Raw genomic sequence first — 13196 nt, forward strand, 5'->3', positions numbered from 1 at the left:
GAGCACGAGATGTACGAGCTGTTCTTCCGGGTGGTCTTCCGGCGGATGGACGCCGAGCAGGCGCACCACCTGGCCTTCCGGTGGATCCGGGCCGCGGCCCGGATCCCCGGGGTGCGCGGCGCGGTCGCGCGGGTGCTGGCGCCGCGCCGGGCCGGGCTGGCGACGACGGCGTTCGGGCGGACCATGCCCGGCCCGTTCGGGCTGGCCGCCGGGTTCGACAAGAACGCCGTCGCGATCGACGGCATGGCCATGCTGGGCTTCGACCATGTCGAGATCGGCACCGTCACCGCGCAGCCGCAGCCGGGCAACCCCGCGCCGCGGCTGTTCCGGCTGGTGCCGGACCGGGCGCTGATCAACCGGATGGGCTTCAACAACGACGGCAGCGCCGCCGTCGCCGCCCGGCTGGCGGCCCGGCGGGCGGTCTTCCCGGTCACCGTCGGCGTCAACATCGGCAAGACCAAGGTCGTCCCCGAGGGGGAGGCCGTACGCGATTACGTCACCTCCGCCGAGCGGCTGGCCGCCCATGCGGACTACCTCGTTGTCAATGTGTCGTCGCCGAACACTCCGGGGCTGCGCAGCCTTCAGGCCACCGCGGCGCTGCGCCCGCTGCTCGAAGGGGTCAGGGCGGCGGCCGACCGGGCGGTGCCGGGGCGCCGGGTGCCGCTGCTGGTGAAGATCGCCCCCGACCTGGCCGACGAGGACGTGGACGCCGTCGCCGACCTCGCCCTGGACCTGGGCCTGGACGGCATCATCGCCACCAACACCACCGTCGCCCGCGAGGGCCTGGGCCTGACCGGCGACCCGCGGACCGTCGCGCAGACCGGCGGCCTGTCCGGGGCGCCGCTGGCCGACCGCTCGCTGGAGGTGCTGCGCCGGCTGTACGCCCGGGTCGGCGACCGGCTGACCCTCGTCGGCGTCGGCGGGGTGCAGGACGCAGAGGACGCCTGGCGGCGCATCCTGGCCGGGGCGACGCTGGTCCAGGGCTACAGCGCCTTCGTCTACCGCGGGCCGTTCTGGATGCGCGCGGTCCACCAGGGCCTGGCCGCACGGCTGGCCGCGAGCCCGTACGCCACCCTCGCCGACGCGGTCGGCGCCGACACCAGGAAGGCCACCACCGCATGAGCACGCAAGGGACGCCGCAGGACGCGCGGACCGGAGCGCCGGAGCCCTTCGGGGCGCGGCTGCGCCGGGCCATGGACACCCGCGGGCAGCTGTGCGTCGGCATCGACCCGCACGGCTCGCTGCTGGAGGGCTGGGGGCTGGCCGACGACGTACCGGGCCTGGAGCGCTTCACCATGACCGTGGTGGAGGCGCTGGCCGAGCAGGTCGCGGTGTTCAAGCCGCAGTCGGCCTTCTTCGAGCGCTTCGGCTCGCGCGGGGTCGCGGTGCTGGAGCGGGCGGTCGCGGCGGCCCGGGAGGCGGGCGCGCTGGTGCTGATGGACGCCAAGCGCGGCGACATCGGCTCGACCATGGCCGCGTACGCCGCCACGTATCTGGACGCGTCCTCGCCGCTGTTCAGCGACGCCGTCACCGTCAGCCCGTACCTGGGCTTCGAGTCGCTGCGGCCGGCCCTGGACGCGGCCCGTATCTCCGGCTCGGGTGTCTTCGTGCTGGCGCTGACGTCCAACCCGGAGGGCGCGCAGGTGCAGCGGGCCACCGCGGCCGGCGGGCGGTCGGTGGCGCAGCTGGTGCTGGACGCGATCATGGTGGAGAACGCCGGCGAGGCGCCGTTCGGCTCGGTCGGCGCGGTCGTCGGCGCGACGCTGCGCGAGGCCGGGGCGGACCTGGCGGTCAACGGCCCGCTGCTGGCGCCCGGGGTGGGCGCGCAGGGAGCCACGCCCGCGGACCTGCCCGCCGTCTTCGGCAAGGAGCTGCGCAATGTGCTGCCGAGTGTGAGCCGCGCGGTGCTGCGGCACGGGCCGGACGCGGCGGCGCTGCGGGCCGCGGCGGCACGTTACGCGGACGAGGTGCGGGCCGCCCTCGCGGCGGTGTGAGGGGGCCCGGGCGGGCGCGGCCGGGGGCGTCCGCCGGGCGGGGCAATAGTGCGGTAATACCTGCGGGTAATCCGGTCGAATATCGAACGGAAAAAGGGCCGGATTCAACCACCTGCGGGATTGGACCCGCGCAGCGTTCCGCTTTGTCCCAAATATCCCCTCGGATCAAGGCTGACCAGGACTTTTCGACTGTTCTCGCTGACTTGAGCCGTCCGGACCGCTAGTCTCCGACAGGAGCGCGCAGTTCACCCGCGCAGCTCTTCACTCCGCAGGTGCGGGGTGAGCGTGTTCCGACACGGTCCATATCCGATTGCTCTACTTCCGAGGTGACGTAGGCGTGGCTCTTCCGCCCCTTACCCCTGAACAGCGCGCTGCCGCGCTCGAAAAGGCCGCCGCGGCTCGCCGGGAGCGCGCCGAGGTCAAGAACCGGCTCAAGCACTCCGGCGCGTCTCTGCACGAGGTCATCAAGCAAGGCCAGGAGAACGACGTCATCGGCAAGATGAAGGTCTCCGCCCTGCTCGAATCCCTTCCCGGCGTCGGGAAAGTGCGCGCCAAGCAGATCATGGAGCGGCTCGGCATCTCCGAGAGCCGCCGGGTGCGCGGTCTTGGCTCGAACCAGATCGCTTCCCTGGAGCGCGAGTTCGGCGGTACCGCCGCCTGAGGTCCCGGCACGTCCGGGAACCAGGGATAATCGCTCCATGAGCTCTGCTGTCTCCCGGGGGGCCGACCGCCCCCTCGCTTCGCAGGGGGCCGCCCCGGCCCCCCCGGTCAGACGTCCGCGACTGACCGTGCTCTCCGGCCCCTCCGGGGTCGGTAAGAGCACGGTCGTCGCCCACCTGCGCACCATGCACCCCGAGGTGTGGCTGTCGGTCTCGGCGACCACGAGAAAGCCCCGCCCCGGGGAACAGGACGGTGTGCAGTATTTCTTCGTCGACGACGACGAGTTCGACAAACTCGTCGCCAACGGCGAACTGCTGGAGTGGGCCGAATTCGCCGGCCACCGCTACGGCACCCCGCGCCAGGCGGTGCTGGACCGGTTGCGGGCCGGCGAACCGGTGCTGCTGGAGATCGACCTCCAGGGCGCCCGGCTGGTCCGCGAGTCCATGCCGGAGGCCCATCTGGTCTTCCTCGCCCCGCCCGGCTGGGACGAGCTGGTCCGCCGGCTCACCGGCCGCGGCACCGAGTCGCCCGAGGTCATCGAGCGGCGGCTGGCCGTGGCCAGGATCGAGCTGGCCGCCGAGTCCGAGTTCGACCGGACCCTTGTCAACACCTCCGTCGAGGATGTAGCGCGTGAGCTGCTAGCCTTGATGCAGATTGACTGACTTCTGCACCATCCACTTGTTTCCGTCAGTAGGGGTAGGTAGAGCGTGTCCTCTTCCATTGCCACGCCCGAGGGCATCATCAACCCGCCGATCGACGAACTGCTCGAGGCGACCGACTCCAAGTACAGCCTGGTGATCTACGCGGCCAAGCGGGCGCGCCAGATCAACGCGTACTACTCCCAGCTCGGCGAGGGCCTGCTGGAGTACGTCGGCCCGCTGGTGGACACCCACGTCCACGAGAAGCCGCTCTCGATCGCGCTGCGCGAGATCAACGCGGGTCTGCTGACCTCCGAGGCCGTGGAGCCCCCGCCCACGCACTGAGCGCGCACGTACGCCGTCCCGTGCCGCCGCCCCGCAAGGGGTGGCGGCACGGTCGCGTTCACCGGCCCGGCGGCGCGACCGCCGGGCCGGTGGTGTGTCATGGGAGCAGACGGGCCGGGCCGGCCGGCCCGGCGGCGGGGGCGGACGGACGGGAGTGGCGATGGCGCGGCAGGCCGACGGCGGCACGGACGGTACGGCGGCGGAGCGGCGGGGGCCCCGGGTGGTGCTCGGGGTCAGCGGCGGCATCGCCGCGTACAAGTCCTGCGAGCTGCTGCGGCGGCTCACCGAGTCCGGCCACGACGTCACCGTGGTGCCGACCGAGGCGGCGCTGCACTTCGTCGGCGAGGCCACCTGGGCGGCGCTGTCCGGCCGGCCGGTGGCCACGAGGGTGTGGGACGGGGTGCACGAGGTGCCGCACGTCAGGATCGGGCAGCACGCCGACCTGGTGGTCGTCGCCCCGGCCACCGCCGACCTGCTCGCCCGGGCCGCCCACGGCCTGGCCGACGACCTGCTCACCAACACCCTGCTCACCGCCCGCTGCCCGGTCGTCTTCGCACCGGCCATGCACACCGAGATGTGGGAGCACCCCGCCACCCGGGAGAACGTGGCGACGCTGCGCCGCCGCGGCAGCGTGGTGATCGAGCCCGCGGTCGGCCGGCTCACCGGCGTGGACACCGGCAAGGGGCGGCTGCCCGACCCCGCGGAGATCTTCGAGGTCTGCCGGCGGGTGCTGGACCGCGGCGGCGACCTGCCGCGCGACCTGGCCGGCCGGCATGTCGTGGTGAGCGCCGGCGGCACCCGCGAGCCGCTGGACCCGGTGCGCTACCTCGGCAACCGCTCGTCCGGCAAGCAGGGCTACGCGCTGGCCCGTACCGCGGTCGCCCGCGGCGCCCGGGTGACGCTGGTCGCCGCCAACACCGCGCTGCCCGATCCGGCAGGGGCCGACGTCGTGGCCGTGGGCAGCGCCGAGCAGCTGCGCCGGGCGGTGCTCGCGGCGGCGGCGGACGCCGACGCGGTGGTGATGGCGGCGGCCGTCGCCGACTTCCGGCCCGCCCGCTATGTGGACAGCAAGATCAAGAAGCGAGACGGCGAGGGGCCCGCGCCGCTCGTCCTGGAGCAGAACCCGGATGTCCTCGCGGGGCTCTCCGCGGCGCGCCCGCACCCGGGCCTGGTCGTGGTGGGCTTCGCCGCCGAGACCGACGACGTGCTCGCCAACGGCCGCGCGAAACTCGCCCGCAAGGGCTGTGACCTGCTGGTCGTCAACGAGGTGGGGGAGCACACCGCCTTCGGCACCGACGACAACCAGGCCGTCGTTCTCGGTGCCGACGGCACCGAGACCCCGGTACCGCTCGGGCCGAAGGAAGCGCTTGCCGACCGGGTGTGGGACCTCGTGGCGGCCCGGCTGGGCGGCGAGCTGCGGGGCCGCTGAGCGGCGGAGCGCCGACCTGGGCGGGACGGGGAAACGTAAATCCCCCGGACGGGTGGAATAAAACGGACCTATCAGCCGGAAAGCGTCTCCCGCCGGGCCGATGGTCCTACCGGCCGGTGAGGTGACGCAGGTCATGGCATATCCAAGGTGCGAGATGTCGTGTCCGTCCGGGCGGTGCGAACGATAAACTGGCGCCGGAGTGCCAGGCGCAGCCCTGCGCGCTCCGCCGAAATGTCAGCCAGCAGCCGCTGCAACCCCAGGGAGCGATGTGTCCCGCCGCCTGTTCACCTCAGAGTCCGTGACCGAGGGCCACCCGGACAAGATCGCTGACCAGATCAGCGACACCATTCTCGACGCCCTGCTGACCGCCGACCCCGCGTCGCGCGTCGCCGTCGAGACGCTGATCACCACCGGTCAGGTGCATATCGCGGGCGAGGTGACGACGACGGCCTACGCCGACATCGCCACCCTGGTGCGCAACAAGATCCTCGACATCGGCTACGACTCGTCCAAGAAGGGCTTCGACGGCGCCTCCTGCGGCGTGTCGGTGTCCATCGGCGCGCAGTCCCCGGACATCGCGCAGGGCGTCGACACCGCGTACGAGAAGCGCGTCGAGGCCGCCGCCGGGCGGGTCGAGGCCGAGCTCGACGACCTGGACAAGCAGGGCGCCGGCGACCAGGGCCTGATGTTCGGCTACGCCTCCGACGAGACGCCCGAGCTGATGCCGCTGCCGATCACGCTGGCCCACCGGCTCTCCCGCCGGCTCACCGAGGTCCGCAAGAACGGCACGATCCCCTACCTGCGGCCCGACGGCAAGACGCAGGTCACCATCGAGTACGACGGCGACAAGGCGGTCCGGCTCGACACCGTCGTGGTGTCCTCGCAGCACGCCTCCGACATCGACCTGGAGTCGCTGCTCGCGCCCGACATCCGCGAGTTCGTCGTCGAGGTCGAGCTGAAGGCGCTCATCGAGGACGGGATCAAGCTCGACACCGAGGGCTACAAGCTGCTCGTCAACCCGACCGGGCGGTTCGAGATCGGCGGGCCCATGGGGGACGCCGGGCTCACCGGCCGCAAGATCATCATCGACACGTACGGGGGTATGGCGCGGCACGGCGGCGGCGCGTTCTCCGGCAAGGACCCGTCCAAGGTCGACCGCTCGGCGGCGTACGCAATGCGGTGGGTCGCCAAGAACGTGGTGGCCGCGGGGCTGGCGGCGCGGTGCGAGGTGCAGGTCGCTTACGCGATCGGCAAGGCGGAGCCCGTGGGGCTCTTCGTCGAGACGTTCGGTACGGAGAATGTCGACGTCGAGAAGATCGAGCAGGCCATTACGCAGGTCTTCGACCTGCGGCCGGCCGCGATCATCCGCGACCTCGACCTGCTGCGGCCCATTTACGCCGCGACGGCGGCGTACGGTCACTTCGGTCGTGAGCTGCCCGAATTCACCTGGGAGCGCACGGACCGCGTCGACGCGCTCCGCTCCGCGGCGGGTATCTGAGCCACCCCCTGCGGCGGGCGGCCCCCGCCCCCGCCGCGGGGGTTCCCCCGCGCCCCTGCCCTCGGGGCTGGCCCCGCACCCGTCCGCCGGCGGTGGGTTCCCCGCGCCCCTGCCCTCCGGGCTGCCCCGTTCTGCCGTCGCGGGATCTTCCCGCCGCTGTGGCTTGGCGCGCAGTTCCCCGCGCCCCTTCCCCTGGGGGTGCCCCCACCTGTCGTTGCGGGATCTTCCCGCCATCTCGGCTGGTCGCGCAGTTCCCCGCGCCCCTGTTGGCTCGGGTCGTCCGCGTCGGCGTTCGCTCGGGTCCTCCGCGAGGGTGTTGCTCGGGGTGTCCGCATCGGGGTTGGCTCGGGTCGTCCGCAGCGGTGTTTGTTCGGGTCCTTCCGCATGGGCCCTGTTTCTGCGGCGCGGGGCAACAAACCAGGGGCGCGGGGAACTGCGCGACCAGCGACAGCGGTGGGGAGGCCCCGCGACGGCAGAGCGGGGCAGCCCGGAGGGCACAGGGGCGCGGGGAACTGCGCGGCAAGCCACGGCGGCGGGAAGGCCCCGCAACGACAGAACGGGGCACCCCCAGGGGAAGGGGCGCGGGGAACTGCGCGACCAGCGACAGCGGTGGGGAGGTCCCGCGAGGGCAGAGTGGGGCAGCCCCGGGGGGCATAGGGGCGCGGGGAACTGCGCGACCAGCCGGGATGGCGGGAAGATCCCGCGGCGGCAGGGTGGGGCAGGACGGGGGGACTGTCCGAAGCGGGTGGCAGGATTGGCGGGTGAGTGAGCACAGCGGTGAGCAGCTGAGCCTCGTGCGGGAGGCCGCCCGCAGGGCGAAGCCGCGGACGTGGCGCGGTGCCCCCCTGGCCGAGGGGACGCCCGTCGCGCGCGTGCTGGTCGACAAAGGGCTTCTGCACCTGGACCAGTTCTTCGACTACGCCGTGCCCGCCGCCATGGACGCCGACGCCCAACCGGGCGTCAGGGTACGCGTGCGGTTCGGCGCCCGCGTCGTCAAGGGACGGCGCGAGGGCGGCACCCTCCACGACGGCTTCATCGTCGAGCGGCTCGCCGAGAGCGACTTCGCCGGCCCCCTCGCGCCGCTGGCCCAGGTGCTGTCCACCGAGCGGGTCCTCACCCCGCGGCTGCTGGCCCTGTGCCGGCTCGTCGCCGACCGGTACGCCGGCGCCCTCGCCGACGTCGTCTCGCTCGCCGTGCCGCCCCGGATGGCCCGCGCCGAGCGTGAGCCGTCGCCCGAGCCGGCGCCCCCCCCGCCGGCGCCCGCGCCGGGCACCTGGGCGCGGTACGGCACGGGCCCCGGCTATCTCCAGGCCCTGGCCCGCGGCGACACCCCGCGGGCGGTCTGGCTCGCGCTGCCCGGACCGCACTGGCCCGCCGAGCTGGCCCGCGCGATCGCCGCGACGCTCGCCTCCGGGCGCGGCGCCCTCGCCGTGCTGCCCGACGGCCGGGCCGTCGCCCGCGCGGACGCCGCCCTCACCGAGCTGCTGGGGGAGGGCCGGCACGTCATGCTCACCGCCGACGCGGGGCCCGAGGAGCGCTACCGCCGCTGGCTCGCGGTCAGCCGCGGCGCGGTCCGCGCCGTCGTCGGGACCCGCGCCGCGATGTTCGCCCCCGTCGCCGACCTCGGCCTGGTCGCGCTGTGGGACGACGGCGACTCCAGCCACGCCGAGCCGCACGCCCCCTATCCGCACGCCCGCGACGTGCTGATGCTGCGCGCCGCCGAGGAGCGCACCGGCTTCCTGCTCGGCGGCCTGACCAGCACCGTGGAGGGCGCGCAGCTCGTCGACAGCGGCTGGGCGCTGCCGCTGGCCGCGGCCCGCGAGCAGGTACGGGCCGCCGCGCCGCTGATCCGTACCGTCGGCGACGCCGACCAGGCCCGGGACGCCGCCGCCCGCGCGGCCCGGCTGCCGTCGCTGGCCTGGCAGGTCACCCGGGACGCGCTGGCCCGCGGGCCGGTGCTGGTGCAGGTGCCGCGGCGCGGATACGTCCCCCGGCTGGCCTGCGGCAACTGCCGGGCCGCCGCCCGCTGCGCGGCCTGCTCGGGACCGCTGGAGCTGCGCGAGCAGGGCGGCCTGCCGCACTGCGGCTGGTGCGGGCGGCCCGCGGCCGACTGGCACTGCCCCGAATGCGGCGGCTTCAAGCTGCGCGCCCAGGTGGTGGGCGCCCGGCGCACCGCCGAGGAGCTGGGCCGGGCCTTCCCGAAGGTGCCGGTGCGCACCTCCGGCCGCGACACCGTCCTGGCCTCGGTCGGCGCGGCCCCCGCGCTGGTCATCGCCACACCGGGCGCGGAGCCCGTCGCGGACGGGCCCGGTTACGCCGCCGCGCTGCTGCTGGACGGCTGGGCGCTGCTGAACCGGCCGGACCTGCGGGCGGCCGAGGAGGCGCTGCGCCGCTGGGCCGCCGCGGCGGCGCTGGTGCGGCCGGCCCAGGAGGGCGGCAGCGTGCTGGTGCTGGCCGAGCCGACGCTGCGGCCGGTCCAGGCCCTGGTCCGCTGGGACCCGGCCGGGCACGCGGTGCGGGAGCTGGCCGAGCGGGCGGAGCTGCGCTTCCCGCCGGTGTCGCGGATGGCCTCGGTCACCGGCCCGGCCGCGGCGGTCGCCGAACTGCTGGCCCTGCTGCGGCTGCCGCCGGGCACCGACCAGCTGGGCCCCGTCCCGGCGCCGAACGGCGCCGAGCGGCTGCTGCTGCGCGTGCCGCCGGGCAGCGGGGCCGCGCTCGCCGCGGCCCTGAAGTCCGCGCAGATCGCCCGCGCCACCCGCGGCGGCGGCGACCCGGTCGCCGTCCGCCTCGACCCGACGGACATCGGCTGAGCCGACATGGCCGGCCCGGGCGACATGGCCGACCCGGTAGAGCCCGGCCCGCGTCCGGATCAGCCGCCGCGCGGGCTCGGCAGCACCGCGTCGGCCGGGCCCTGCCGGGCGGCCGGCACCGCCGGCACCGCGGTGTCGGGCGCCGGGGACTGCGGGGGCACGGCCGGCCGGCGCCCCCCGTAACGGCGGTGCACGGCCTGCTTGGTGACGCCGAGGGCCGAGCCCACCGCGTCCCAGGAGAAGCCGAGCGAGCGGTCGAACTCCACCGCGGCGGTGACCAGCGTCTCGACGCTGTCCCGCAGTTCCTGCGCGAGCCGCACGGTGGGGGCCGGCGCGCGGCCGTAGACGACGAAGCCCGCGGTGGGGCCGCCGCGCCGCGGACGGTACACATTGCCGAGTTGCGCCGTGAGGGTCCGCAGCGCGTCCGCCTGCCGGCGGACCCTTTCGATGTCCCGCACCAGCAGGTGCAGGCTGGCCCGCGCCTGGGCGTCAGGGGTTGCGTGGTCGGGCATCAGCAGGCCTCTCCAACCGACGGTGACTTGGGTCAAACTGCCTTGACCAACGCGGCACCGCCCCTCGGAGTCACGCCCCGGGGGCGTACGGCCTGGTCCGCACCCCCGCCATGCGCTGCGGACGACCGCCCAGGACCCCCTAGAATTGGCAGCCGCATCCGAGCCGCCGCCCCCCGGCAGCCGCCGCCCTACGGTCAGGAGAGACCCGCGTGGCCGTGAGACCCATCCGCCTGTTCGGCGACCCGGTGCTGCGCAGGGTGGCGCAGCCGGTGACCGACTTCGACGCGGAACTGCGCACCCTGGTCAAGGACTTGACCGAGACCATGCAGGCCGCGCCCGGCGCGGGCCTGGCCGCGCCGCAACTGGGCGTGCCGCTGCGGGTGTTCACCTACTTCGTCGAGGGCGAGCTGGGCCACCTGGTCAACCCCGAGCTGACGCTGGGCGAGGAGCAGCAGGACGGCCCCGAGGGCTGCCTGTCGATCCCGGGCCTGACGTACGACTGCCGGCGGGCGTACGAGGTGGTGGCGCGCGGCTGGAACATGTACGGCGAGCCCGTGGTGGTCAACGGCACGCAGCGGCTGGCCCGCTGCATCCAGCACGAGACCGACCACCTCGACGGCATCCTGTTCGTCGACCGGCTCGACGCCGAGCAGCAGGCGGCGGCGATGCAGGCGATCCGCGAGGCCGAATGGGCGGGCCAGGCCCCGCCGGACATCCGGATCTCCCCGCACGGCACCCTCGGCCGCGCCCTGTGACCCCGTCGAGAAAGGCATCCCCCGCACGATGAAGCTCGTCTTCGCCGGTACCCCCGAGGCCGCCGTCCCCGCGCTCGACGCGCTGATCGCCGCCGGGCGGCATGAGGTCGCCGCCGTCGTGACCCGGCCCGACGCGGTCGCCGGGCGGGGCCGCAGGCTGGCGGCCAGCCCCGTCGCGCAGCGCGCCGAAGCGGCCGGGATCGAGGTGCTCAAGCCGGCGAAGCCCCGCGACGAGGACTTCCTGGCGCGGCTGCGGGAGATCGCGCCGGACTGCTGCCCCGTCGTCGCCTACGGCGCCCTGCTGCCCAAGGCCGCCCTCGACGTGCCCGCCCGCGGGTGGGTCAACCTGCACTTCTCGCTGCTGCCCGCCTGGCGCGGCGCCGCCCCCGTGCAGCACGCGGTGATGGCCGGCGACGAGGTCACCGGCGCGTCCACCTTCCTGATCGAGCAGGGCCTGGACTCCGGGCCCGTCTACGGCGTCGTCACCGAGGAGATCCGCCCCACCGACACCAGCGGCGACCTGCTCGGCCGGCTCGCGGTCAGCGGCGCCGGGCTGCTGGTCGCCACGATGGACGGCATCGAGGACGGCCGGCTCAGCGCCCGCCCGCAGCCCGACGACGGGGTCACGCTCGCGCCGAAGATCACCGTCGAGGACGCCGCCGTCGACTGGACCGCCCCCGCGCTGCGGGTCGACCGGCTGGTCCGCGGTTGCACCCCGGCCCCCGGCGCGTGGACGCTGATCGGCGGGGAGCGCCTCAAGCTCGGCCCGGTCGTCCTCGCGCCCGAGCGCACCGACCTCGCGCCCGGCGAGCTCGCGGTCGCCAAGAACGCCGTGCACGTCGGCACCGGCAGCCACGCGGTGCGGCTCGGCGACGTCCAGCCGCAGGGCAAGAAGCGCATGCCGGCCGCCGACTGGTCCCGCGGCGTCCAGCTGCCCGCCGGCACGGTGCTCGGCCGCTGAGCGCACGACGTAGGCTGATCGGGCCAGCAGCCCGCAGGTCCGGCGACCCGCAGGGCCGACGCCCGCGACGAGACGACGCGTCCGTGACGCAGCCACCCGGCAAGCAGACCCAGCAGCAGACCACGAAGCAGAGCGAAGTGAACGGCAGACACCAGCAGCGCCGCCCGCAGGGCGCCACCCCCGCCCGGCGCCCGCAGCGCGACCCGGTGCGCGTCCTGGCCTTCGAGGCGCTGCGCGCGGTCGACGAGCGCGACGCGTACGCCAACCTGGTGCTGCCCTCGCTGCTGCGCGCCGCCGAGCGCGAGGCCGAGGACCGGGGCCGCGGCTTTGACCGGCGGGACGCCGCGCTCGCCACCGAGCTGGTCTACGGCACCCTGCGCAACCAGGGCACGTACGACGCGGTGCTGGCGGCCTGCGTGGACCGGCCGCTGCGCGAGGTGGACCCGCCCGTGCTGGACGTGCTGTCGCTGGGCGCCCACCAGTTGCTCGCGACCCGCATCCCCGCGCACGCCGCGGTCTCGGCGACCGTGGACCTGGCGCGGGTGGTGCTGGGGGAGGGCCGGGCGCGGTTCGTCAACGCCGTGCTGCGCCGGGTCGCCGCGCACGACCGGGACCGCTGGCTGGAGCGCGTCGCGCCGCCGTACGACGAGGACGCCGAGGGGCATCTGGCGGTCGTGCACTCGCATCCGCGGTGGATCGTCTCGGCGCTGTGGGACGCGCTCGGCGGCGGCCGGGCCGGTATCGAGGAGCTGCTGGCCGCCGACAACCAGCGCCCCGAGGTCACGTTGGTGGCCCGCCCCGGCAGGTCCACCGCCGCGGAGGTCGCGCAGTCGCTGCCGGCCGGCTCCACCGAGCCGGGCCGCTGGTCGCCGTACGCGGTGCGGCTCGCCGAGGGCGGCGACCCGGCCGCGGTGCCGGCGGTCGCCGAGGGCCGGGCCGGCGTGCAGGACGAGGGCAGCCAGCTGGTGGCCGCGGCGCTCGCGGCGGTGCCCGTCGAGGGCCGCGACGCGCGCTGGCTGGACGGCTGCGCGGGCCCCGGCGGCAAGGCGGCGCTCCTGGCCGGGCTCGCGGCGCCCCGCGGCGCCCGGGTCGTGGCGGCGGAGAAGCAGCCGCACCGGGCCCGCCTGGTGGCCCGCTCGCTGGCCGGCAGCCCCGCTCCGTACCAGGTGGTCGTGGCCGACGGCACCCGCCCGGCGTGGGCGCCCGGCTCCTTCGACCGGGTCCTGGTCGACGTGCCCTGTACGGGCCTGGGCGCCCTGCGCCGCCGCCCCGAGGCCCGCTGGCGGCGCCGTGAGCAGGACGTGCCCGGCTTCGCGCCGCTCCAGCGCGGCCTGCTGGCCGAGGCGGTCCGGGCGGTCCGGGTCGGCGGTGTCGTCGGCTACGCCACCTGCTCCCCGCACCTGGCCGAGACCCGCGCGGTCGTCGACGACGTGCTGGCCGGCGCCCCCGGCCTGGAGCTGGTCGACGCCCGCCCCTTCCTCCCCGGCGTCCCCGACCTCGGCCCCGGCCCCACCGTCCAGCTGTGGCCGCATCTGCACGGCACGGACGCGATGTTCCTGGCGCTGATCCGCCGCATCGCCTGAGCCCTGCGCCG

The 13196-nt window shown here is 75.2% G+C and carries 12 protein-coding genes; 11 read left to right on the forward strand and 1 reads right to left on the reverse strand.

From position 1 onward, the window contains the following. Positions 1-9: 9 nt before the first annotated feature. From HCN08_RS11990 to HCN08_RS12025, 8 genes are all read left to right on the forward strand, one after another. Positions 10-1122, forward strand: a complete 1113-nt coding sequence (locus tag HCN08_RS11990; RefSeq protein ID WP_167982979.1) for a quinone-dependent dihydroorotate dehydrogenase — start codon at positions 10-12, stop codon at positions 1120-1122. Continuing rightward, positions 1119-1994, forward strand: coding sequence for an orotidine-5'-phosphate decarboxylase (gene pyrF / locus HCN08_RS11995; protein ID WP_167982980.1), 876 nt, complete (start codon positions 1119-1121; stop codon positions 1992-1994). The genes HCN08_RS11990 and pyrF overlap by 4 nt, the downstream gene beginning before the upstream one ends. 337 nt (positions 1995-2331) lie before the next feature. Then, positions 2332-2655 carry an integration host factor gene (locus HCN08_RS12000; RefSeq protein WP_031515413.1) on the forward strand — a complete coding sequence of 108 codons (324 nt, stop codon included), beginning with the start codon at positions 2332-2334 and terminating at the stop codon, positions 2653-2655. A gap of 37 nt (positions 2656-2692) precedes the next feature. Beyond that, entirely contained in the window at positions 2693-3316 is a 624-nt protein-coding gene (gene gmk / locus HCN08_RS12005) for a guanylate kinase (protein ID WP_167982981.1), read from the forward strand. A 45-nt stretch (positions 3317-3361) separates the two neighbouring features. Further along, the gene (gene rpoZ, locus HCN08_RS12010) at positions 3362-3637 is read left to right on the forward strand and encodes a DNA-directed RNA polymerase subunit omega (RefSeq protein WP_167982982.1); all 276 of its coding nucleotides are present in this window, start codon (positions 3362-3364) and stop codon (positions 3635-3637) included. A gap of 160 nt (positions 3638-3797) precedes the next feature. Further along, positions 3798-5066 (forward strand): bifunctional phosphopantothenoylcysteine decarboxylase/phosphopantothenate--cysteine ligase CoaBC, encoded by a 1269-nt coding sequence (coaBC, locus tag HCN08_RS12015; RefSeq protein ID WP_167982983.1) that lies wholly within the window; start codon positions 3798-3800, stop codon positions 5064-5066. 268 nt (positions 5067-5334) lie between these two features. After that, positions 5335-6564 (forward strand): methionine adenosyltransferase, encoded by a 1230-nt coding sequence (gene metK, locus HCN08_RS12020; protein WP_167982984.1) that lies wholly within the window; start codon positions 5335-5337, stop codon positions 6562-6564. Between the two features lie 686 nt (positions 6565-7250). After that, positions 7251-9374 (forward strand): primosomal protein N', encoded by a 2124-nt coding sequence (locus HCN08_RS12025; RefSeq protein WP_167982985.1) that lies wholly within the window; start codon positions 7251-7253, stop codon positions 9372-9374. Between the two features lie 59 nt (positions 9375-9433). On the opposite strand, the gene HCN08_RS12030 is transcribed toward HCN08_RS12025, so the two are convergent. Next, a complete protein-coding gene (locus HCN08_RS12030; protein ID WP_240970016.1) occupies positions 9434-9886 on the reverse strand; it encodes a hypothetical protein in 453 nt (150 codons plus the stop codon). Between the two features lie 209 nt (positions 9887-10095). Between HCN08_RS12030 and def the strand changes: the two genes are divergently transcribed. From def to HCN08_RS12045, 3 genes are all read left to right on the forward strand, one after another. Further along, positions 10096-10641: a peptide deformylase gene (gene def / locus HCN08_RS12035; RefSeq protein ID WP_167982986.1), complete on the forward strand. Its 546-nt coding sequence runs from the start codon at positions 10096-10098 to the stop codon at positions 10639-10641. A 28-nt stretch (positions 10642-10669) separates the two neighbouring features. Then, on the forward strand, positions 10670-11602 hold the full coding sequence (fmt, locus tag HCN08_RS12040; protein WP_167982987.1) for a methionyl-tRNA formyltransferase: 933 nt from the start codon (positions 10670-10672) through the stop codon (positions 11600-11602). Between the two features lie 137 nt (positions 11603-11739). Then, a complete protein-coding gene (locus tag HCN08_RS12045) occupies positions 11740-13185 on the forward strand; it encodes an RsmB/NOP family class I SAM-dependent RNA methyltransferase (protein WP_167983106.1) in 1446 nt (481 codons plus the stop codon). Positions 13186-13196: the final 11 nt, after the last annotated feature.

Origin of the sequence: Actinacidiphila epipremni (assembly GCF_012034175.1) — a bacterium.
Lineage (GTDB): Bacteria > Actinomycetota > Actinomycetes > Streptomycetales > Streptomycetaceae > Actinacidiphila > Actinacidiphila epipremni.

Bases quoted from the DNA above. Each gene is read 5' to 3' on its own strand.
- HCN08_RS11990 (WP_167982979.1), top strand. From the start codon at position 10: ATGTACGAGCTGTTCTTCCGGGTGGTCTTCCGGCGGATGGACGCCGAG.
- pyrF (WP_167982980.1), top strand. From the start codon at position 1,119: ATGAGCACGCAAGGGACGCCGCAGGACGCGCGGACCGGAGCGCCGGAG.
- gmk (WP_167982981.1), top strand. From the start codon at position 2,693: ATGAGCTCTGCTGTCTCCCGGGGGGCCGACCGCCCCCTCGCTTCGCAG.
- coaBC (WP_167982983.1), top strand. From the start codon at position 3,798: ATGGCGCGGCAGGCCGACGGCGGCACGGACGGTACGGCGGCGGAGCGG.
- HCN08_RS12025 (WP_167982985.1), top strand. From the start codon at position 7,251: ATGGCGGGAAGATCCCGCGGCGGCAGGGTGGGGCAGGACGGGGGGACT.
- HCN08_RS12030 (WP_240970016.1), bottom strand. From the start codon at position 9,886: ATGCCCGACCACGCAACCCCTGACGCCCAGGCGCGGGCCAGCCTGCAC.
- fmt (WP_167982987.1), top strand. From the start codon at position 10,670: ATGAAGCTCGTCTTCGCCGGTACCCCCGAGGCCGCCGTCCCCGCGCTC.